This window comes from Planctomyces sp. SH-PL62 (genome assembly GCF_001610895.1).
Classification (GTDB): Bacteria; Planctomycetota; Planctomycetia; order Isosphaerales; family Isosphaeraceae; genus Paludisphaera.
This window is the reverse complement of record NZ_CP011273.1, coordinates 4,379,923-4,400,787: the sequence shown is the minus strand read 5'-3', so window position 1 is coordinate 4,400,787 and position 20,865 is coordinate 4,379,923. Positions and strand designations below refer to the sequence as shown.

At 68.0% G+C, this 20,865-nt stretch carries 15 protein-coding genes; 9 read left to right on the top strand and 6 right to left on the bottom strand.

Features of this window, described 5'->3' with window-relative positions; translation table 11 throughout:
- The first annotated feature begins 3 nt into the window (after positions 1 to 3).
- Positions 4 to 486, top strand: coding sequence for a gamma carbonic anhydrase family protein (locus VT85_RS17025; RefSeq protein ID WP_197491295.1), 483 nt, complete (start codon positions 4 to 6; stop codon positions 484 to 486).
- Here the strand turns inward: VT85_RS17025 and VT85_RS17020 are convergent.
- On the bottom strand, positions 481 to 888 hold the full coding sequence (locus VT85_RS17020; RefSeq protein WP_068417877.1) for a thioesterase family protein: 408 nt from the start codon (positions 886 to 888) through the stop codon (positions 481 to 483). The genes VT85_RS17025 and VT85_RS17020 overlap by 6 nt on opposite strands.
- A gap of 206 nt (positions 889 to 1,094) precedes the next feature.
- Here VT85_RS17020 and VT85_RS17015 point away from each other — a divergent pair, with 206 nt between their 5' ends.
- From VT85_RS17015 to VT85_RS17000, 4 genes are all read left to right on the top strand, one after another.
- Positions 1,095 to 1,466 carry an indolepyruvate ferredoxin oxidoreductase subunit alpha gene (locus VT85_RS17015; RefSeq protein WP_068417874.1) on the top strand — a complete coding sequence of 124 codons (372 nt, stop codon included), beginning with the start codon at positions 1,095 to 1,097 and terminating at the stop codon, positions 1,464 to 1,466.
- Between the two features lie 112 nt (positions 1,467 to 1,578).
- Entirely contained in the window at positions 1,579 to 2,877 is a 1,299-nt protein-coding gene (locus VT85_RS17010; RefSeq protein ID WP_082859000.1) for a cytochrome-c peroxidase, read from the top strand.
- 196 nt (positions 2,878 to 3,073) lie between these two features.
- A complete protein-coding gene (locus VT85_RS17005) occupies positions 3,074 to 6,097 on the top strand; it encodes a YfhO family protein (RefSeq protein WP_068417863.1) in 3,024 nt (1,007 codons plus the stop codon).
- Positions 6,098 to 6,101: 4 nt separating this feature from the next.
- Positions 6,102 to 6,818, top strand: a complete 717-nt coding sequence (locus VT85_RS17000; RefSeq protein ID WP_197490819.1) for a hypothetical protein — start codon at positions 6,102 to 6,104, stop codon at positions 6,816 to 6,818.
- A gap of 31 nt (positions 6,819 to 6,849) precedes the next feature.
- On the opposite strand, the gene VT85_RS16995 is transcribed toward VT85_RS17000, so the two are convergent.
- On the bottom strand, positions 6,850 to 10,137 hold the full coding sequence (locus VT85_RS16995; protein ID WP_068417860.1) for a tetratricopeptide repeat protein: 3,288 nt from the start codon (positions 10,135 to 10,137) through the stop codon (positions 6,850 to 6,852).
- A 258-nt stretch (positions 10,138 to 10,395) separates the two neighbouring features.
- On the opposite strand from VT85_RS16995, the gene VT85_RS16990 reads away from it, so the two are divergent.
- The 3 genes from VT85_RS16990 to eis all read left to right on the top strand — a co-directional run bounded on the left by VT85_RS16990 (position 10,396) and on the right by eis (position 14,199).
- A complete protein-coding gene (locus tag VT85_RS16990) occupies positions 10,396 to 11,115 on the top strand; it encodes a glycosyltransferase family 2 protein (RefSeq protein WP_068417857.1) in 720 nt (239 codons plus the stop codon).
- Positions 11,112 to 12,746, top strand: a complete 1,635-nt coding sequence (locus VT85_RS16985; protein ID WP_068417854.1) for a hypothetical protein — start codon at positions 11,112 to 11,114, stop codon at positions 12,744 to 12,746. Before VT85_RS16990 ends, VT85_RS16985 begins: the two co-directional genes overlap by 4 nt.
- Before the next feature lie 184 nt (positions 12,747 to 12,930).
- Positions 12,931 to 14,199 (top strand): enhanced intracellular survival protein Eis, encoded by a 1,269-nt coding sequence (gene eis, locus VT85_RS16980; protein ID WP_197490818.1) that lies wholly within the window; start codon positions 12,931 to 12,933, stop codon positions 14,197 to 14,199.
- A 121-nt stretch (positions 14,200 to 14,320) separates the two neighbouring features.
- On the opposite strand, the gene VT85_RS16975 is transcribed toward eis, so the two are convergent.
- Both VT85_RS16975 and VT85_RS16970 read right to left on the bottom strand, forming a co-directional pair.
- Positions 14,321 to 15,340: a zinc-ribbon domain-containing protein gene (locus tag VT85_RS16975; RefSeq protein ID WP_156512910.1), complete on the bottom strand. Its 1,020-nt coding sequence runs from the start codon at positions 15,338 to 15,340 to the stop codon at positions 14,321 to 14,323.
- A gap of 216 nt (positions 15,341 to 15,556) precedes the next feature.
- Positions 15,557 to 16,033 (bottom strand): SRPBCC family protein, encoded by a 477-nt coding sequence (locus VT85_RS16970; RefSeq protein ID WP_068417848.1) that lies wholly within the window; start codon positions 16,031 to 16,033, stop codon positions 15,557 to 15,559.
- A gap of 381 nt (positions 16,034 to 16,414) precedes the next feature.
- On the opposite strand from VT85_RS16970, the gene VT85_RS16965 reads away from it, so the two are divergent.
- A complete protein-coding gene (locus VT85_RS16965) occupies positions 16,415 to 17,926 on the top strand; it encodes a Gfo/Idh/MocA family protein (protein WP_068417845.1) in 1,512 nt (503 codons plus the stop codon).
- Positions 17,927 to 18,055: 129 nt separating this feature from the next.
- Here VT85_RS16965 and VT85_RS16960 read toward each other — a convergent pair whose 3' ends face one another.
- Together VT85_RS16960 and VT85_RS16955 are read right to left on the bottom strand one after the other, a co-directional pair.
- Positions 18,056 to 19,198: an N-acetylglucosamine-6-phosphate deacetylase gene (locus VT85_RS16960; protein WP_068417841.1), complete on the bottom strand. Its 1,143-nt coding sequence runs from the start codon at positions 19,196 to 19,198 to the stop codon at positions 18,056 to 18,058.
- Complete coding sequence (locus VT85_RS16955; RefSeq protein WP_068417838.1) at positions 19,195 to 20,850, bottom strand: CTP synthase; 1,656 nt, start codon at positions 20,848 to 20,850, stop codon at positions 19,195 to 19,197. The genes VT85_RS16960 and VT85_RS16955 overlap by 4 nt, the downstream gene beginning before the upstream one ends.
- Positions 20,851 to 20,865 lie beyond the last annotated feature (15 nt).

Genomic DNA, 20,865 nt, shown 5'->3' with positions numbered 1-20,865 from the left:
GTGATGGGCGACGTCCACATCGGTCCCGATTCCAGCGTCTGGTATCACGCCGTCATCCGGGGCGATACGGAGCAGATCCGCATCGGCGCGTCGACCAACATCCAGGACCTGACGATGATCCACGCCGACCCCGGGGCGCCGTGCGTCGTCGGCAACCGCGTGACCGTCGGCCACCGGGCGATCCTTCACGGCTGCCGCGTCGAGGACGACTGCCTCATCGGCATGGGGGCCGTCCTGCTCAACGGTTCAAAGGTCGGGGCGGGGTCGGTGGTCGGGGCCGGCGCGCTCCTACTGGAGAACATGGAAATCCCCCCCGGCTCGCTCGTCGTCGGCTCGCCGGCGCGCGTCCTTCGGCTCCTCGGCGAGTCGACGCAGTGGAAGCTCGAGCAGTCCTGGAGGCACTACCGCGACCTCGCCCGACGGCATCGCGCGGGCGAATTCCCGCCGTTCGTCGCGGCCGACCACGCGGAGCCCGAGCCCTCATGAGCCGGCGGGCCTGCGCTTTTTCTCGACCCGACGGGCGAATCGGTCGGCGTCGATGACCCGGCGCTTGTGGAGGCCCCGGGCGACCGCCTCGGTCTCGTCGAACGCCTCGATGTGGAACGTCACGATCGGGCCGTCGACGTGGATCACGCGAGCCCGGCACGTCACCCTTGCGCCGATCGGGCTCGGGGCCAGGTGCTCGATCTCGACCAGCGCGCCGACGCTCCGCTCGTGGTCCTCCAGGCAGACCGCCAGCGCGTCTCGGGCGACGAATTCGAGGTACGCCACGAGCCAGGGCGTCGACAGGACCGCCGGCATTCGGCCGTCGGCGAAGTTGATGCAGTTCTCCTCCACGACCTCGACGATCATCTCGCCCGTCAGGCCCGTCCTCGGCGTCTGTTTCAAGGTCGCGCTCCGGTTCGCCCCGGTCCGATGCCGGCCGGGGATCGAGAATGATTCTTGATAAGGGCCTCTCCGGTACGATATAAGAGATTCGGCCGCCTGGCGAGTCCGGGCTCGCGGCGAATGTCGACGCGAGGTTCGGCGGGCCGCCCCGCCTCCCTCGGGAGGGGGGATCGGCTGCGGCGTCCGTGTTTTCGGGAAGGACGGCGATGTCGGCGTCGCTCGCTCAAAAACCTCGGAAAGTCATCCCCAAAATCCTCGCGGTGATCAACGCCGACGGCTGCACAGGCTGCGACGCCTGCCTGGAAATCTGCCCCGTCGAGTGCATCTACAAGGTCGCCGGCGAGGACCATCCGGGCCTGATGGGCTTCTGCGACATCGATCTGGATCGCTGCATCGGTTGCAAGCACTGCCAGCAAATCTGCCCCTGGGACGCGATCGAGATGGTCGACACTGCGGACGTGGCGTCCCACGTCGCGGCCAAGGGGGGCCCGCCCCGATACATCGACGAGGCGTGGGACGACCTGGTGGACCAGGCCCTTCGCAACGCCGAGGAGTTCCTCGCGAAGAAACGGAAATGACGTGGCGGCCACGAGCCGGCCGCCCGGGGTTCGCCGTCGCGACGGCTGGCGAGAAGTCGCGAGCCGCGACGACGCGGACCTGCTCGGCACCCCTTCCATCCGGAGCCCCTTGATGACGATGTCGAGATTGCGTCCGCTGCTGGTCCCCGGCGTGCTGCTGCTCGCGGGATCGGCCCTCCTCCAGCAGTCCATGCAGGCCGCCGCCAAGGGGGGCCCGCGCATCCTCGCGATGCTCCAGGACGAGCCGAACAAGCCCCCCGATGAAGATCCGGCCAACCCCGCCGAGTTCCTCTATCAGCGTTCGGATCCGAGCCTGATCGACGACGAGCCGCTCGAGGTCGTCGTCCCCAAGGGCCTTCCGCCGCTGACCCCCAAGAGCGTCGTCCCGCTCTCCAACCCGATCACCAAGGGCAAGTACGAACTGGGCCGCCTCCTCTACTTCGACCCTCGCGTCTCGCTCGACGGGAGCGTGAGTTGCGCGACCTGCCACAACCCGGACAAGGGCTGGAGCGACGGCGGCCGGGTCTCGGCCGGCATCGACGGCCAGCGCGGAAATCGCAACTCCCCCACGGTCTTCAACACGGCCTACGGCAAGCACATGTTCTGGGACGGTCGCTCCCCGAGCCTGGAGGGCCAGGCGCAAGGCCCGATGGTCAACCCGATCGAGATGGGCGAGCAGAAGCACGAGCAGATCGTCAAGCGGCTTCGCGAGGTCCCCGAGTACCGGCAGTGGTTCCGCAAGGTGTTCGGCACCGACGTCACCCTCGACGGCATGGCCAAGGCCATCGCCACCTTCGAGCGGGTCGCGGCCCTCTCCGGCAACTCGAAATACGACCGCTACATCCACGGCGAGTACGACGTCCTGAATGAGAGCGAGAAGCGCGGGATGGTGCTCTTCGGCCTCCGGCTCGACCCCGAAGACGAGTACGAGCCGACGGTCGAACTCCAGAAAGCCAAGTGCACCCTCTGCCACGTCGGCGCCAATTTCACGGACGAGGAATTCCATAACCTGGGCATCGGCTGGAACGAGGCCAAGAAACAGCACGACGATCCCGGTCGCTGGGCCCCCGAGCCGATCGGTCAGAAGGGGGACCACAGCCTGGGCGCCTTCAAGACCCCGACCGTCCGCAACGTGGAACTCACCGCCCCGTACATGCACGACGGAAGCATGAAGACGCTCGAAGAGGTCATGGACCACTACAACAAGGGCGGCACCCCGAACCCGTCGCTCGACAAGGACATGGTCCCCCTGAAGCTGACCCCCCAGGAGATCGCCGACGTCATCGCCTTCATGAGGGCCCTCACCGGCGAGGTGAAGTCGACAGCCGAGCTGCTCCCGGCCAAGCTGCCAGACAACCCCGACGGCACCTGCCCCGACCCGGTCGCCGCGTTGACGCCTCCCGGCGGCTGATCGCGGGATCGTGAATCCTCGGACGCCCCACGACGCCCGCCGCGCCCGAGTGAAACCGGGCCCGGCGGGCGTCCCCGCGCGCGGAGCGTTGCAACGACGGTCGCCGGATGCGACTCCGGGTTGGTGACGTGGTAGGATAGGCTCGAATCGCCCGCGACAACGCCTCAGCCTTCCCCTCGGGCCTCGAGACGCCTTCATGACTCGCGACTCCCTGATCGCCAAGCTCCTCGTGTTCGGTTGCCTGGCGGCGCTGCTGCTCGCCTGCTTCCATCGAGTCCTCCTCGACGGCCACCAGTTCGCCTACCGCGACGCGGCCCATTTCTATTACCCCCTCTACGAGCGCGTGCAGCGCGAGTGGGACGCGGGTCGCTGGCCGCTCTGGGAGCCCGAAGAAAACTCCGGGATGCCTCTCATGGGCAATCCCACGGCCGCCGTCCTCTATCCCGGCAAGGTCGTGTACGCCGTCCTCCCCTACGCCTGGGCCGCTCGCCTCTACATCGTCGGCCATGTGGCGCTGGCCTTCGCGGCGATGCTCGCCCTGATGCGTTCCTGGAAGGTGAGCTGGACCGGCGCGGGGCTGAGCGCGCTGTCGTACTCGTTCTGCGGGCCGATCCTGTTCCAGTACTGCAACATCATCTATCTGGTGGGCGCGGCGTGGCTGCCTTTGGGCTTCCTCGCGGTGGACCGATGGATCCGCGACGGGTCGCGGTGGGCCGTCCTCGGCCTGGCGGTCGTGCTGGCGATGCAGACGCTCGGCGGCGATCCCCAGTCCGCCTACTTGATGGGGCTTTGCGCGCTAGCCTACGCGGCGGGCGCGGCCTGGACCTCGGGTCGCGGCTTCCGCGAAGCCCAGCCGCCCGAGCCTTCGACGACGCGCACGGCGCTTCCCTGGCGAGCGATCCTGCTCGGGTTGCTCGTCGCCGGGATCTGGACGATGGCGACCCTGGAGCTGGCGCGAGTCTTGCCGAGCCTCCGCCCCGCCAAGCTTCCCGACAAGCCCACGCCCCCGCTCCCCTGGATGCTCTGGGCGCCGGCCGTGGTGCCGGTCGTCTGGGCGATCGTCCTGGCGATCTACTTCGTCCGGAAGAAGCCGACGCGGGAGCGACGGACCGTGTGGCGGCTGGCGATGGGCCTGGGGGTCGCCGGGGCGCTGGCGGGGGCGCTGACCGCCGCGCAGCTCCTCCCCGTGGTCGAGTTCACGCAACAGACGACTCGTGCGGCGGCGGGCGGGCCCCACGAGATCTACCCGTTCAGCGTCGAGCCGTTTCGTCTGGTCGAGATGCTCTGGCCCAACGTCTTCGGGTCCTACTTCGACGGCAACGCCAGCTGGGTCGACCTCGTCAAGATCTCGGCGGACCGCAGCAAGGTTTGGGTCCCTTCGCTTTACATGGGCGGGGCGGTGATCCTGCTGGCTTTGGCCGCGGTCGCGTTCCGTCGGGGCGATGCGGCGCGGGTCTGGCTCTCCTGGATCGTGGTGGTCACGCTGCTCGGCAGCTTCGGCGAGTTCAGCAGCCCGATCTGGGCCTCGCGATTCGCGAATTCGACCCTCGGCGTCGGCTACCCGGGCATCGGGCCGTTCGACCCACCCAACGATCCGCCGCTGAGGAAAGACGGACACCTCCGCGACGGCGACGGCGGCGTCTACTGGGCGATGACCACGTTCCTGCCCGGGTTCCGCCAGTTCCGCTTCCCGAGCAAGCTGATGACCTTCTCGATCCTGGGGATCGCCGCGCTGGCCGGGTTCGGCTGGGACGACCTGGGGCGAGGCCGGGAACGGAGGCTCCGTAGGTCGACCGTCGTGCTCCTCAGCCTCTCTTCGGCCTGCCTTCTGGGATGGCTGTCCGCGCGCGGCCCGATCCTGAAGGTCTTCGAGGGGGCGCAGCTCTCCAGCTCGTTCGGCCCGTTCGACCCGGTCGCGGCCTATGGCGAGACCCGACGTGCGCTCGGCCAGGGGGTTCTCGTCTTCGCCGCGACCCTGGGTCTCGTCGCGCTGCGCCCTCGTCGTCCCGGCCTGGCGTGTGCGGCGGTGCTCTTGCTGGTCACGCTCGACCTCGGATTGGCCAACCGGCGTATGATCGCCACCGCGCCCCAGGAGCTGTTCGAGGTGGAGCCCGAGGTCCTCGGCGTCATCAAGGCCGCCGAGGCGGCCAGGCCGTCGGATGGACCTTATCGCATCCATCGCTCGCCGATCTGGAATCCCGCTGGGTGGATCGAGTCCGCTTCCGACGACCGCGTCCGCGACTTCATGGAATGGGAACGAGCGACGATCCAGCCCAAGTACGGGATCACGCTGGGGGTCGAGTACACGCACACGATCGGCGTCGCCGAGTTGTACGACTACGAGTGGTATTTCGGGGGTTGGCTCTTCTCCACCTCGCCCGAGTTCGCCCGCAGCATCGGGATCACGCCCGGCCAGAAGGTGGTCTATTTCCCCCGCCGCTCGTTCGATATGTGGAACACGCGGTACTTCATCCTCCCCTCCTACACGAACGACTGGCTCGACGAAAATCGGGGCTTCGCCGCGTTCCTCGCCGACACCGAGATCATCCACCCCAGGCCCGGCAAAACCGACTCGCCCGAATCGCGCAAGCAGGCCGAGGACTGGGTGAAAACCAAGGATTACCAGATCCGTCGCAACCTCAACCAGTTTCCGAGGGCCTGGGTCGTCCATCGGGCCAAGGGGCTGACGACGCTGAGAGGTATGTCGCCCGAGGCCCGCAGCGGCCCCATGATGGAGATCATGTACGACGACAACGACCCGATCTGGCGCGACCCGACGATGATCTCCTACGACCCGAGGCAGATCGCCTGGGTCGAGAACGACGACGCGGCGGCCCTCGCCCCGTTCACGCGCGGGGGGGTCTCCCGACCGTCGGAAGTGGTGAAGGTCGGCTATCCACGCTCGGACCGAGTGGAGTTGGACGTCACCCTGGATGCGCCGGGGATCGTCGTCCTGGCCGACGTTTATTATCCGGGCTGGAAGCTGACCATCGACGGCCAGCCCTCGCCGGTGTACCGCGTGAACCGCATGATGCGCGGGGCCGCCGTCGAGTCGGGGACGCATCACCTCGTCTACAGTTACGAGCCGCGATCGTTCCGGCTCGGCCTGCTCGTCTCAATGGCGGGGCTGGGCGTGGCGCTCGGCCTCGCGGCGTTCGCCTCGCGGCGGCCCCGGACGCCCCTGCCTTGGACGGCCGCCGTCGCGAAGCCGGGAGCCTGAAAACATGTCGATGAAACGATCGTTGCGATCGGCCGCCTGCGGGATGGTCGCCGCGACCTGCCTCGGGGCCGCGTCGGCCCAAACGCCGGCCCAGCCGAAGATCGCGCCGGGGCCGAACGAACCCGACTGGATCGTCGTCCTGAAGGACCGTTACGGCCTGTCGATGTACGACGACCTGCTCAACCCGGTCGTCACGACGGCCGCAGAGACCTCGGGCCTGTTCCGCAAGGCCGGCGACGGCCCGGTGATCTATCGGCCGGTCATCGCGTTGGGGCTGGAGACCCGGAACCGAGGCGGCTGGTATCGGCCGCAAGCCGTCGGCGCGCCGTCGAAAAGCGAGACTTGGACCTATACCTTCAAGAACACGACCAGGGACCTGGAGACCGACGCCAACCTCCCGCCCCCTCTCGAAGCGGGAGCGAAGGTCGAGTTCGACCCGGGCGACGAACCGTTCGGCCTCTGGGCGTCGAACGACGGCCTGGACGACGGCGGCGTCTTCTCGGAACCGGCCGTCGTCGCCCGCGTCAACAAGCGGCTCGCCCCCCAGCCGTACAAGGCAATGATCTATCCCAACCGCGACAAGGCCACCGGGAAGCCGATCCCGAACAGCTACCTGATCGGCTGGGAATACTCGACGAACGACGATTTCCAGGACGTGGTCTGCCAGGTCGACAACGTCGTCCTCCTCGGGCCGGCCAGGGCCGCCGAACCCGTCCGCTGACAGGTCGACGGCCCGCCGTCGGCAAGTCCCGTCAGGGCTTCCCGGCCCCCTCCGGCCCGGGAGCCTCGGCTTTCGGCTCCTCGGCCTTGGGAGCCTCGGCTTTCGGCTCCTCGGCCTTGGGAGCCTCGGCCTTGGGCTCCTCAGATGGAGTCGCTGCCGGCTTGGCGGCCTCGGCGGCGGGGGCCTGGGCCGGCTCCGGCTTCGGCGGGACGGGCTTGCCGATCTTCTCCAGGTAGTAGGCGATGAGCGGACGGACGGCGCTTTCCGGGGTCAGTTCCAGGGCTTTCGTGTAGTGCTCGGCGGCCCGCTCGGGCTCACCGGACTCCAGCAGGCACTGGGCCAGGTCGAATTCCCAGTCGGCCTCGCGGCCGAGCAGGCTGGGGGCCGACATGCCGTCATTGGCCGCACCGACGAGGTCGCCGTGGAGCATCCGGGTGGCGATGCCGATCGCCTTCGTGCTCCGGTCGTAAGCCAGTCTCGGGATCGAGCGGCCTTGCCAGAGCGACGCAGCCGATGCGTAGTTCCCCAGGAGCTTGTAAACCAGCCCCTGACGGAACGTCGCCAGCCCGGGATCGCCGAGGCTGGCGTCGTCGACGCCGGCCGCGGAGAGCAACTCCAGCGCGCGATCCGGCTGGCCCGTGCCGCAATACAGGTCGAGGAGCTGCGGCTTGACGATCATCGGGCTCATATTGCCCCGCTCGGCGTCCTCGAACTGGATGATGGCCAGACCGGCCGCCCCCTGGCTCATGGCGAACTGTCCGAGCTCGATCGGCCCCGCCTGGCGCTCGATCTGGAGGGTGCCGAGCGTCTGGCTGATCTGCTCCATCTGGCGGTTCAGCGTGTCGAGCTGGTTCGCGTAGACGCTGCGGACCTGGGGCTCGAGTTCGCCCGGCTTGGCGGCGTCGAGGAAAGCCCGGAGCTGGTCGCGGGCCAGGTCGATGAATCCGAGTTGCAGGTAGGTCTCGAACAACTCGAACTGGAGCGACATCAACTCGCGGCGCTCGTCGGGCGTCGCGGGCGGGGGGGTCGTCTGGATCGCGTAGTTCAGCGAGGTGACGATCTGACGGAGCCGATCGCTCATGAGCGCGCCGCCGGGCTTGATCGCGGCGATCCGCTCGCGGTTCTCGGGGGTCAGCTCAACGCCCCCGATCAGGGCGGCCTCCTGCTGGGCCAGTCCACGATAGGCGAGGACGAGCAGGCGATACGCCGTGGTGTCGTCCGGGTTCAGCGACAGGGCGGTCCGGGCCTCGCGGATCGCCAGCAGGCAGCGGGCCGGGTCGGGCGGGACGGGGGCGCCGTCGGAGTCGACTCCGGTGGTGAGCCACCGGCGGGCGGCGTTGTTGCGCGTGCGCGGGGGGGTCAGGGCGCGGCTCTGGAAGACGTCGTCGATCCAGTTCACGGGCGTGGGCGGCCGGTCGGCGGCCGGCGTCGGCGAGGTGACCTTATACGCCCTCAGATCGGGGTCGAGACGGTTCGCCCGGAACGTCGCGAGGTCGGGCTCGGCCGCATCCGCACGGCCGAACATCACGACCCGGCCGTCGTCGTAGAACGGGATCCAGTTGGGGCTCTGGGTGAGCCGTCGATAGGTGTTGGTCGCGGTCGCCGAATCCAGCATGACCGTCGACACGCCGTACTTGTCGAAGATCGGCTTCCAGATCTCCGGGTCGTCGTCGCGCAGGGCGTTGAGGAGCGTCCGATGCTCTTCCAGAATCGAATCGGGGAAGAGCCGGGAGCGATTGTCGACGAACGTCTTGCGGGTCGCTCCGGCCTTCCAAAGCAGCGCGTCCCCCTGGCTGGGGGTCCAGTTGAAGACGTTCCCCTTGATGTCGTCGTGCGCCGCGAGATACTCGGCCGCCTCGAACGCGAAGTCGTTCGGATCGAAGCCGAAGCCGAAGCGGGGGTCGCCCGGAGACTTGCCGTAGCCGGTGATCGAGATGCTGACGCAGAGGAACAGGGACGCCAGCGTGACCAGTCGGCCCCCGGTCGACCAGACCGCCCAGCCCGTGCCGAGCTTCCCCTCGACGCCGAATCGCCGCTGATACCACTCCTGCCCGTTGAGCGCCGCGACCGCCGCCGCCACGACGGCGAACTCGGCGCTGTACCGCATGTAGACGGCCCAGGCGAACGCCGCGAAGGCGAACGGCAGGAATCGGGCCCACGAAAATCTCGCCGCGTTCAGCACGAACGTCGCTGCCGCCAGGGAGACGACGACCAGGTAATACAGGGTCAGCCAGTGCCACCCCGCGGGGTACTGGGTGCGGATCGTCTTGCCGAAATACGAGAGCTGGTCGAAGGTCGTCGGCGGCTCGCCTCCCGAGAAGAAGCTCGTCACCGGCTCCAGCGCGGCCGGATAGATCTTCACGTGCGACGGGTTGGCCAGCACGACCACGGCGCAGGCCAGGAGGATCGAGGCCGCCAGGCCGGTCGAGACCGGGGCCCGCTCCTCCTCGTCGTCGACCGGCCGACGTCCGACCGGGGCGTTCTCAACCGAACGGCGGCCGTCCAGGAATTTGCCCAGGACGGCGGCGCCCAGGATCAGCAGGCCGAACAGGAACGAGTCGTCGACGTTCGCCCAGACCAGGAAGAGCGGCACGAGCGCGTAAAGCGCGCCGGCCTTCTTCTGGACGAAGGCCCGGAACAACCAGAGCGTCTCGAAGGCGAGGAAAAGGACGCCCCAGGTCGAAGGGCCGACGACGGCCGGCTGTGCGACTCCCCCGAGCATCAGGCCGGCGGGGCCGATGATCGCGCCCAACGCCAGGGCCGTGCAGACCGCCGTCCACCAGAGGCCGGGCCCTCGATGCCTCACGCGCAGCAACAAATAGGCCGTCAGCAGCCTCGCGAGCGCCGTGAGGGCCACCAGGGCACCGGTCGCGATCTGCTCGGCCGAGGCGCGGTTGGCGGTGGGATCGTCCGGGGCCTCGGGCACCAGGCCGTACGCGACGTTGTAGAGCCCGGCGCCGGCCGCCTGGAAGAGCCAGGGGATGTTGACCCAGCTGCGGCCCTGTTCGGTGTAGGAAAAGGCGTCGGCCATCACCGGCGTCCCCCTGGCGAGGATCTCCCGGCCCATCTTGAGATTAGCCCAGAGCGGCGAGTGATTGGTCCGGATGCAGGACGCCGCGAACGCCAGCAGGAGCACGGCCCCCAGGACGTACAGGTCGTAATACGCGTTCCACTCCGAGACGCGCTCGGGCGTCCACGGCTCCGGCTCCGGCTCCGCGTCGGGCGGCTCGGCCGCATCCACAGCCTCGGGGCGGGGATCGGCGTCGTCGTGGTGGCGTTTCTTGTCGGGGACGGGCGAGGAGGCGTCGGGTCGTGTCATGAGATTCAGCCGGCAAGAGAATCCGAATGATCGCGAAATCGGGCCAGGGTCGACGGACGGCGTCGCGCACCTCGATCGACGGAAGGAGGATTCATGCTAGGAGCCGTTGCGGAGGGCGGTCAAGGGGGGTGGCCGCCGGGGTCGTTGACTTCGACCGACCCTAACCTAGAATGCGTAGGTTCCGAGAACGGCGGCCGGACCGAAATCGCTCGCTCTCGCTCTCTCCCGGCCCCCCGAACCCCTTGCGAAACTTCGCCGATGAAACTCCTCACCGCGATCCCCGTCCACAACGAGGAGAAGTACCTGGAAGAGGTGCTTCGCCAGGTCCTTCAATACGCCGGCGACGTGCTGGTGGTGGACGACGGCTCGACCGACCGGACCCCGGAGTTGCTCGGCCGCTTCCCGTCCGTCCAGGTCGTCCGCCATCCGACCAACCTCGGCTACGGCGCGGGGCTCAAGACGGCCTTCGCCCGGGCGCTTGAAGGGGACTACGACGGCCTTGTGACGCTCGACTGCGACGGCCAGCACGAGCCCGCGATGATCCCCGCGATCGGCGCCCGGCTGGCCGAGGCCGACATGGTCTCCGGCAGCCGCTATCTCCAGGTTTTCGATCCCGACCAGCGCCCCCCGGAGGAGCGGCGGCGGATCAACGTCGAGGTCACCCGCTGGCTCAACGAGTGCCTGGGCCTCCACCTGACCGACGCCTTCTGCGGCTTCAAGGCCTACAACCGCCGCGCCCTGGAGAGCTTCGAGGTCACCGACCTGGGCTACGCCATGCCGCTCCAGATCTGGGTCCAGGCGGTCCAGCACGGGCTGAAGATCGTCGAGGCCGCGGTCCCCCTGATCTACCTCGACGAATCGCGGGCGTTCGGCGGCTCGCTCGACGACTCGACCTATCGGCTGAACCACTATCGCCAGGTCTTCGCCGACGCCCTGAAGCGCGCGGGCCTGGAAGTGGGCGGAGGCTGTGGAGGATGAAAGGCACGCGCCTGCGGGCTCCCTCGAATGACGGCGGCCTGCTGGCGACGCCTCCCCTCGACCAGGCCCCTTCACTCGTCGACGCCAACATCCAACGGGCCTCCACCTGGGAGTACGATTTCCAGGGCCGACCCGCCGGGCCGCTGCGCGACCTGGTGCGCCGACAGGCCGCGGACGAGGCCCGCTCGTATCTGGCCGAGATCGGCGTCGAGCCCCCCCCGGCCATCGAGGGCCGGAGCGGCCTGATCGTGACCGGCCATCAGCCCGAGCTGTTCCATCCGGGCGTCTGGGTGAAGAATTTCGCCGCCGCCGGGATCGCCGCCCGCCGTGACGCCTCGGCGCTCAACCTCATCATCGACGACGACATCCCCAAGTCGGCCTCCATCCGGGTCCCCCACGTCAAGGACGGCCGGCTCGCGGTGCGCCGCGTCGACTTCGACCGCTGGGAAGGGGAGGCCCCTTATGAGGATCTCCCCGTCCACGACGAAGCGTTCTTCGCCTCGTTCGGCGGCCGCGTCCTGGATGAGCTTGATGGGCTGACCGTCGATCCGCTCATCGAACGATTCTGGCCCGAGGTCGCTCGCTATCGCGACGGCGGCCTCCCCCTGGGCCTTCGCCTGGCCGCGGCCCGGAGGCGGATCGAGGAGTCGTGGGGCGTCCGCAATCTGGAAGTGCCGTTCAGCCGCATCTGCCAGACCGAAGGCTTCTTGTGGTTCGCCTGCCACCTGCTCGCGCAACTGCCCAGGTTCCAGGCGATCCACAACCAGTCGCTCCAGGAGTACCGCGAGTTCTACAAGATCCGGAGCAAGAACCATCCGGTGTCGGCCCTCAAGCGCGAGGGCGACTGGCTCGAAGCCCCATTCTGGACCTGGCGTGCCGGGCGCCCGCGGCGACGCCCCCTGATGGTGCGTCAGGACGCCCGCACGATGTCATTACGGATCTCCGACGAGGCCGAGCCGTTCCTGGAACTTCCCCTGGCGCCGGATCGTGAAGCCTGTTGCGCGGTCGAGCGGCTCCAGGACCTGCCGAGCACCGGCGTGAGGCTCCGCACTCGTGCCCTGACGACGACGATGTTCAGTCGCTTTCTCCTGAGCGATCTGTTCATTCACGGCATCGGCGGCGCGAAGTACGATGAGTTGGGAGACGTGGTGGCCCGTAAATTCTTCGCCGACGCCGCTCCTCCGGGATTTCTCACTCTCTCGATGACCGTCCAGCTCGGTTTGCCACAGTCCGCCGCATCGTCGCAGTCTCTGGCCGAACTGGATCGCGACCTTCGAAGCCTGGAGTACAATCCCGACCGCCACCTGGCCAAGCCCCTGACGCCGGAGCAGCAGGCGGTCGTCGAGGAGAAGCGCACGCTCCAGGTCGCCGATCCGACGCGGCCCGAGGAACGCCGGGCGCGATTCCGAAGAATTCGCAGTTTGAACGAAGCCCTGCACCCCCTGGTCGCCGATCGCATTGAGGCCCAGAAAAGACGGCGCGTCGAAACCGTCGCCGATCTCGATCAGAACCGGCTGGCGCGGAGTCGTGAGTACGCAATCATCCTGTATCCTCACGATCGCCTGCGCGGCCTGATGACGAACCTCGCAAAACCGTCCGCAGACCCCATTCCAGGGGTCGCCGAGTCGTAACAACCGTTGAGTTCGTTACGGCTTGCGGAAAAAGCAGGGTAAGGCCCCACTTTTTCGGGCGAGCCCCTTTACCAGGCCGTAGAATGGATGAAGCCCGGTGCCGCGTCGTGAATAGCGACGCAAGCGCCGATTCCACGGTTGACAGCCCTCGCCCTGGCGGCGCGTCCGAAAGATGGTCGACCCGATGAAAGCCTCCACACCGGAGACTCGGCTCCCGTTTCGTCGAGGATCGGTGGAGTATTGCCTGGGGACCGAAGCCGATCATGAGGCGGTCTACCAGACTCTGCTCCACGTCTTCCACGGACCGGATCGCGAGGCCTTCCTCGGGGCCTTGAGCGACCCCGCGTACCGGCCCGAGCAGCGCCTGCTCGTCAAGGTCGACGGCCGGATCGCCTGCCACGCCCACCTCACCGAACGCCAGATCCGCTATGGCGAGGTGACGCTGCCGATGAACGGCGTCGTCTGGGTCGGCACCCTGCCCGAATACCGGGGCCTCGGATTCGCCCAGAATCTGATGCGCCTCGCCGACGAACGGACCCGGGCGACCGGGGCGGTGGTCCAGGCCCTGACGACCCGGATGCCTCGGTTCTACAAGCCGCTGGGTTGGGGGGTCTGCGGCCGAAGCACCTTCGGCCAGACGCTGAGTCGAAATCTCCCCCAGGCGACCGACGGCGTCGTCGAGGCGAAGGGGGGAGGCTGGCACGTCCGTCCCTGGCGGCAAGTCGAACTGGGCGACCTCATGGTCCTCTACGACATGCAATACCGGACGGCCACCGGGACGACGATCCGCTCCGAGGAATACTGGCGATGGCTCATCGGCCGTCGCTACGCCCACGTCATCTGGGTGGCGTGCCAGGGCGATGCCGTGCGCGGCTACGCGTTCGTGAAGGACCATCGCATCCTCGAGATCGCGTCCGACCCGGCGTATCCCCAGGCCCTCCGCGCGCTCCTCGGACGGGTCCGGGCCGAGGCCCTCGAACGGGCCTATCCCGAAGTCATGATCAATGCGCCCGTCGATCACCCCGCGCTCGACGCCTGTCGAGCGGCCTCGGGGAAGGTCTTCGATCAGGACGCGATTGACGGCTCCGTCTCCATGTACCACGTCCCGGACGTCGGACGGTTCCTACGCGCCATCCTGCCTGAATTGAGCCGTCGCGCCCACGACGCCGGTGTCGCCTCGCCGGTCGAGCTCGGCCTGACGGTCGACGACCATCGCTGGCTGATCCACGCCAACGGCAAGGACTCGCGGGTCGAGCCCGACAAACTCAGCCGCCGCCATCTCTCGCTCACCTCGGCGACGTTCACGCGGCTCGCCATGGGCCACGTCGGAGTCGACGAGGCGGCCGAGGAAGACGGCTTCATCGCCTCCACGGCGACCGCCCTGGACGCCGCCCGGATCCTTTTCCCGGTCCAGCCGATCTGGCGCAGCCCGCTCGACTCGGCCACCGCCTGACGGCCCCGACGGCCCGGCTCGCCGGTCGCTTTGAATCGGGGCGGCGAGACTCGGCCCCAGGAGAGAAGGATGAGCGACGCCCCAGCCTTCTTGCGTCACGGCCGCAAGCGTCGGACTCGCGCTACGGGAAGAATTGCCTGCGAGTGAAGTAGCGACGCACCGGCGGCGAGTTCAAGTAGACCGCGAACAGGGCGTAGATGATGATGAAGGTCACCCCGAGGGTGATCCGGTCCTGATCCAGCCGATCGACGAGGGGCTTGTACTCGGAGTCCGCCAACTCCCGCGCGGACACGTCCTCGACGGGCGTCGTCGATCGCGTCACCAGATCGCTCTGCTCCGCAAAGTTGGCCTCGAAGATGGGCAGTCCGATCATCGCGATGACGTCGACGATGGCGCCCAGCGTCAGCGCGAGCAGGAGCACCTTCAGGGATTTCCCCCGAAGGAACTGGGCCGCGCCGTAGACCCCGTAACCCGCCACGACCGCCAACATCAGCCAGCCGTACTGGTAGACCCCGGCCTCGACGCGCACCGATTGGACCAGCGAGAGGATCGTCAGGAGGACCCCCGCGAGTCCGCAAAACATCCCCGGAATCGCGATGAGCAGCGGGATGCCCGAGGGGGGCGGGGGGGGCGGCGGGAAGAGGTCGTCGTCGAGTCCGACGTGCATCCCGGAATCCTGGTCGGTCCCGCACGTCGGGCAGATCGACATGCCCTGGGGCACCGAGCCGTGGCATCGGATGCAACGCCGGGCCTGCGACCGGGCCTCGGCCCCGACCGGCTTCTTTTTCCGCCGAGGCTCCTCCTTGAACAGGGCGGCGGCGTCGCCGATCGCCGCCGAGCCCCCGCCGATGCTCTTCTCGGCCTCGCCGGCCAGGAGCGGCAGGTCGAAGGTCTCACGAAGGTCCCCCTCCGCCCGAGGCGAGGGGAGGTCGTCGAGCGAGGGGAGGCCGTTGGGCATCTCGTAAGTGGAGGTGTTCGCCGCGTCGGCCTCGCCGGGACGGGTCGAGGCCGAATTGGCGTCCTTCTGGGTCACCGTGAATCGGTGCTGGCACTTGGGGCATTTGAGGCGCTTGCCCGTCGGCACCTGCTCAGGCAGGTTGAGAACGGCTTTGCATTGCTCGCATGTGATGGTGCGCGGCATGATCCCGTCGCCTATCATATCGATTGGCCTGCCCCGTGGGTCTCCGACGCCGCACCGTGGCGCGATGGACGGCAAACTGTCCCGATGCTGCGATCGAGCCGTCCCCCCGAATTCTACCCTATCTACGTTCGAGGCAAGTAAAACATTAGCGAAGCGGCCGGGAAAGTCCGAGATCACAGCCTTTCGGCCTCGATCCACCCCGAGGAGATTCGAGATTCAGGCCGGTTCGGCGGCGTCCCCCTCGGTCTGCTCGAAGGCCTTTTTCACCACCTCGTGGCGATACTCGAAAAGGCGTCGGAGCTTGGATTCGATGATCGGCCCTGCCACGAGCCCGCCCAGCAATCCGAGAGGGGGCTGATACGCCACCACGTCCCGGAGCAGAGTCCCTCCCTCGCCGTCGTCGAGGAACTCATGGCGATGAACCCAGGCCGCGAACGGGCCCTTCACCTGGCGGTCGACGAAGAGTCGGCCGGGAATGTATTCGATGTGCTCGGCCACCCATTCGACCGGAAACGGCCCGACCCGCATCCGGATCACGGCGCGGGCGCCGACTTCCAGCGAGCGCGGGGCCTCGACGACCTCGACAGGCTCGTCGGGAGGGACCAGCAGTTGGAAGGCGTCGGGCCGCTCGAAGAACGCGAAGACGGCGTCCGGAGGAGCCGCGATCCGGGATTCCATGATGAAACGCTGCATGGACCTCGACTCTCCCTTCCCTACGATTCACCGCCGCTCATAACAAGCTAGGGAAACCTCGACGTTCTGTAAATCTCCAAGGATTCCCCCCGATCTCCAGGCCGGCCCGACGCTTCGACCTCTCGGGCCGCCCCATCGCCGGGTCGCGGGATGATCTTTCCGGCGCGGCCGACCCAGGCCGTCCGGCGTCTTCCGGCGGAAGCCGGCGAGTCCTTGACTGACCGGCCGGGTCAGGGTTAGCCTTGAGATCGAACCGTCGGTCGAGAACCCGCGGTCCACCGATCAAGCGCGAGTCCTCGCCACGCGTCGCCTCGCCCAGCCGGGTCGACCGCTCGCGGCCGTCCCCTCCGATCTTTTTCCCATGGTCCGGAGACCTTCAGAATGCAGAACAAACCGCTGGTGAACCGTCGGACCTTCCTGGAGACGGCCGGCGCGGCGACCGGTGCGGCGGTGGCCGCCGGGACCTTCGCCCACCCCGCCATCGGTGCCGTCAAGGGCGCCAACGAGCGGATCAACGTCGCGATCCTCGGCCCCGGCGGCCGCGCCCAGGAGCACATCCGCATCCTGGGGAATCTGAAGGAAGAGACCAAGCTGGTCGACATCATCGGCCTCTGCGACGTCTGGGACGGCAACGACGACGCCAAGCGCGGCCTCTACTACTCGGCCAAGCGGTGCGGGCTCGACGCCGAGGGCAAGGACAAGGACCGGATCACCAAGGATTACCGGAAGCTCCTTGAAAACAAGGACATCGACGTCGTCCTCATCGCCACGCCGGACCACTGGCACGCGAAGATGAGCCAGGACGCGATGGAGGCGGGCAAGGACGTCTTCTGCGAAAAGCCGATGACCCACACCATCGAGGAGGCCCGCAAGCTCGTCGAGACGGTCAATCGGACGAAGCAGGTCTTCACCGTCGGCGTCCAGTCGACCGCCGACCCCCGCTGGCGCGAGGCCAACAAGCTCATCACCGAGGGCAAGATCGGCCACGTGATGCAGGGCCAGACCTCGTACTACCGCAACAGCAACGTCGGCCAGTGGCGGTACTACAAGCTCACCAAGGACATGACCCCCAAGACGGTCGACTGGAAGATGTTCCTGGGGACCGACTTCGGTCTCGCCCCGGACCAGCCCTTCGATCGCGCCCGGTACGCCCAGTGGCGTTGCTACTGGGACTTCGGCGGCGGCATGTACACCGACCTGTTCGTCCACCAGCTCACCCACCTGATCCTGGCGATGGGCGTCCGCCTGCCGCGTCGGGTCGTCGGCGCCGGCGGCCTCTACCTCGAGTACGACGGCCGCGACGTGCCGGACGTCGCCACTGTGGTCGCCGACTATGACGAGGGCTGCCAGGTCCTCATCTCGGCCACCATGTGCAACGACGTGCAGCTCCCCGAGCTGATCCGCGGCCACACCGCGACCGTCCGGTTCGACCCCTCGCCGAAGGGCGGCTACTCGGTCGTCCAGCAGAAGCTGGAAGGCCGCCCGGCCCCTCCGGGCACCAACCAGGGCGAGGGCGGCGACAAGTTCACCCCCGAGCAGCCCCGCGAAGACACCCGCGCCCTTTGGGAGCACTTCCTCGAGTGCACCCGGTCGCGCAACCCCGAGACCCTCTGCCCGGTCGAACTCGGCTACGCCGCGATCGCCACGGTCAACCTCGGCGTCCGCTCGCACCGCGAGGGCAAGGCCTACTACATCGACAAGGAGACCGGCAACGTCGTCGACGCCGACTCCGCCTGGGCCGTCCGCTGGGAAGAGCGCAGCAAGCTCCGCGGCAAGCCCAACCAGATCCAGGGCTGGAAGGCCGGCGACACCGGCTCGCTCCTCGAATCCCCCGAGTACCAGAAGCTCGGCGGCGCGTGGATCGACGGGCAGGACCCGGCCGAGAACGCCTGATCCGAGATTCGCGAACGGCCGCGCCGGGGACTCCGGCGCGGCCGTCAACTTCACCCACGCCCCGCGATCACGGCCGTCGAGCCGGGATCGCGGGGTGTGGGTTTTTCGAAGTCGATCAGCGGGCGGATTTCAGACCGACCGCTCGAACCACTCGCCGCCGACGCACGTCTTTTCCAGCATCAGTCGGCCCGGAGCCGGTCTTCGAAGCAGCGTCAGGTCGGCCGGCTCGCCGACGGCGAGACGCGGCGCGGGCTGATTCAACAAACGTGCGGGATTGACGGTGACGGTGTCGAGCAGCGGCCGGGGGAAGCTCGGCTCGACCTCGTCGAGGATGCGAAGGCCGGTCTCCAGGCCCTGGGTCGAGCCGGCGAGGTAGGGGGTCCCGGCGAGCACGATCTTGCCCGAGGGATCGACGTCCCAGGCCCCGTAATTCCCGGCGGGGAGCCCGGCGAGCCAGCCGGCGTCGCTGACGAGGATCAGCCGATGCCAACCCTTCGCCCGCGCCAGCACCCGGAGGACTTCCCGATCCAGATGATGGCCGTCGGCGATCAATGACGCGTAGAGCCGATCCTCGGCCGCCTGCAACCAGATCGGGTTGGGATGGCGGGGAAGCTCGGCGGCGATGCCGTTCCCCAGGTGAGTGCTCAGCGTGGCCCCCGCCTCGACCGCCTCGCTGAGCGAATCGCGGTCGACGGCCGTGTGGCCCACCGAAACGGTCACACCGGAGGCGACCGCCTTGCGGATGAACTCGGCCGACCCCGGACGCTCGGGAGCGAGCGTCATCAGGATGACGCGCCCGCCGGAAGCCTCCTGGAACCTCTCGAAGAGGCTCCAGTCCGGGTCGCGCATGGCGTCGGCCGGATGCGTCCCCTTGTATCCGTTCTGGTCGGAGAGGAACGGCCCCTCCAGGTGGACGCCGACGACCATGCGGTCCACGTCGGGATGGGAGTCGCAGGCCTCGGCCACCGTGCGCAGGCCGTGCAGCGTGTCGTCGACGGGAGCCGTGATGAGCGTCGGGCAGATCCGGGCCGCCCCCAGGCCGCGCTGGGCGCGGATGATGGAGACGACCTGATCGACTGTGACGTCTGGGCTGGAGAACGAATGTCCCCAGCGCCCGTTGGTCTGGATGTCCCAGAACGCCGGGGCGACGAAAACCTCGTCCTCCCCGCCGTCCCGAGGTCGGTCGCATTCGTCGATCCGTTCGAGCATGCCGTCGCGGATCTCGATCTCGATCCAGCGCGACGCGTCCCAGTCTCGGGCCCTGACGATCATGACGTCGCCGGCCTGGCCGACGCCCCGTCGACCCCCGCGCCTCGCCCCGCTTCGCGTCGCTGGAGCGCGGCGCCGATGAAGTCGCGGAACAACGGATGGGGATGCGTCGGCTTCGACTTGAACTCGGGATGGAACTGCACGGCGACGAACCAGGGATGATCGGCCAGCTCGACGATCTCGACGAGTTGACCGTCGGGGCTCGTGCCCGAGGCGACCAGCCCGGCCTTCTCCATCGCTTCGCGATACGTGTTGTTGAACTCGTAGCGGTGGCGATGGCGCTCCGAGATCTGATCCACGCCGTAGGCCGACCTCGCCAGCTTTCCGGGCTGGAGCGTGCAGGGCCAGGCGCCCAGTCGCATCGTCCCGCCGCGCTTCGTGACCCCGAGCTGATCTTCCATCAGGGCGATGACCGGGTGCTCGCAGTCCTTCTCGAACTCGGTGCTGTTGGCGTCTTCGAGCCCCAGGACGCTGCGGGCGAACTCGATCACCGCGCACTGCATCCCCAGGCAGATGCCGAAGAACGGGATGCCGCGGGTGCGAGCGTAGCGGATGGCCTCGATCTTGCCCTCGATGCCCCGCATGCCGAACCCGCCGGGGACGAGGATCCCGTCGACCCCGCCCAGCAGGGCGTCGGCGCCACGCGTCCCGACCTCCTCGGCCTCGATCCGCACGACCGAGACGCGGGAGCGGTGGGCGATGCCCGCGTGGTCGAGCGACTCGTACACCGACTTGTAGGCGTCGCGGTGCTTCATGTACTTGCCGACGACCGCGATCCGGACCTCATGCTTCGGGTGCACGATCCGGTCGACCATCTCGGTCCATTCGGTCAGGTCGAGCGGGCTGGCCTTCAGCCCGAGCCGCTTGACCAGCAGGTTGTCGAGCCCGTTCTGGACGAGGCTGAGCGGCACCTCGTAGATGCTGTACTGCCGGTCGCGCTCCTCGATGACGGCCTTCTTCTCGACGTTGCAGAAGAGCGCGATCTTGTCCTTGTCGTCGGTCGGGATCGGCTGCTCGGTGCGGCAGATGAGAATGTCGGGCTGGATGCCGATCTGCCGGAGCGCGCCGACGGAGTGCTGCGTCGGCTTGGTCTTCAGCTCGGCCGCCGCCTTCAGGTAGGGGACGAGCGTCAGGTGGATGTACGCGCAGTTCTCGCGGCCCACGTCGAGCGCGAACTGGCGGATCGCCTCCAGGAACGGCAGGCTCTCGATGTCGCCGACGGTGCCGCCGATCTCGGTGATGACCACGTCCACGTCGTCGGTCGCAAGCTGGTGGACCGCCGCCTTGATCTCGTCGGTGACGTGGGGGATGACCTGGACCGTCTTCCCTTCATAGTACCGCCCCTCGCGCTCCTTCTGGATCACGGAGAGGTAGATCTTGCCGGTCGTGTAGTTGCAGTCTTTCGTGAGCGTCGCGTGGGTGAACCGCTCGTAGTGCCCCAGGTCGAGGTCCGTCTCCGAACCGTCGTCCAGGACGTAGACCTCGCCGTGCTGGTACGGGCTCATCGTGCCCGGGTCGACGTTGATGTAGGGATCGAACTTCTGGAGCCGCACCCGAAGCCCGCGCTGTTCCAGGATCATGCCGATCGACGCGCAGGTGAGCCCCTTGCCGAGCGAGCTGACCACGCCGCCCGTCACGAAGATGTGCTTGGCCATCGCCTAACCTTGTGG

What these genes read in the sequence shown, in the direction of transcription:
- VT85_RS17025 (WP_197491295.1), top strand. Translation starts at nt 4, where the DNA reads ATGGGCGACGTCCACATCGGTCCCGATTCCAGCGTCTGGTATCACGCC.
- VT85_RS17015 (WP_068417874.1), top strand. Translation starts at nt 1,095, where the DNA reads ATGTCGGCGTCGCTCGCTCAAAAACCTCGGAAAGTCATCCCCAAAATC.
- VT85_RS17010 (WP_082859000.1), top strand. Translation starts at nt 1,579, where the DNA reads ATGACGATGTCGAGATTGCGTCCGCTGCTGGTCCCCGGCGTGCTGCTG.
- VT85_RS17005 (WP_068417863.1), top strand. Translation starts at nt 3,074, where the DNA reads ATGACTCGCGACTCCCTGATCGCCAAGCTCCTCGTGTTCGGTTGCCTG.
- VT85_RS17000 (WP_197490819.1), top strand. Translation starts at nt 6,102, where the DNA reads ATGTCGATGAAACGATCGTTGCGATCGGCCGCCTGCGGGATGGTCGCC.
- VT85_RS16995 (WP_068417860.1), bottom strand. Translation starts at nt 10,137, where the DNA reads ATGACACGACCCGACGCCTCCTCGCCCGTCCCCGACAAGAAACGCCAC.
- VT85_RS16990 (WP_068417857.1), top strand. Translation starts at nt 10,396, where the DNA reads ATGAAACTCCTCACCGCGATCCCCGTCCACAACGAGGAGAAGTACCTG.
- VT85_RS16985 (WP_068417854.1), top strand. Translation starts at nt 11,112, where the DNA reads ATGAAAGGCACGCGCCTGCGGGCTCCCTCGAATGACGGCGGCCTGCTG.
- eis (WP_197490818.1), top strand. Translation starts at nt 12,931, where the DNA reads ATGAAAGCCTCCACACCGGAGACTCGGCTCCCGTTTCGTCGAGGATCG.
- VT85_RS16975 (WP_156512910.1), bottom strand. Translation starts at nt 15,340, where the DNA reads ATGCCGCGCACCATCACATGCGAGCAATGCAAAGCCGTTCTCAACCTG.
- VT85_RS16970 (WP_068417848.1), bottom strand. Translation starts at nt 16,033, where the DNA reads ATGCAGCGTTTCATCATGGAATCCCGGATCGCGGCTCCTCCGGACGCC.
- VT85_RS16965 (WP_068417845.1), top strand. Translation starts at nt 16,415, where the DNA reads ATGCAGAACAAACCGCTGGTGAACCGTCGGACCTTCCTGGAGACGGCC.
- VT85_RS16960 (WP_068417841.1), bottom strand. Translation starts at nt 19,198, where the DNA reads ATGATCGTCAGGGCCCGAGACTGGGACGCGTCGCGCTGGATCGAGATC.
- VT85_RS16955 (WP_068417838.1), bottom strand. Translation starts at nt 20,850, where the DNA reads ATGGCCAAGCACATCTTCGTGACGGGCGGCGTGGTCAGCTCGCTCGGC.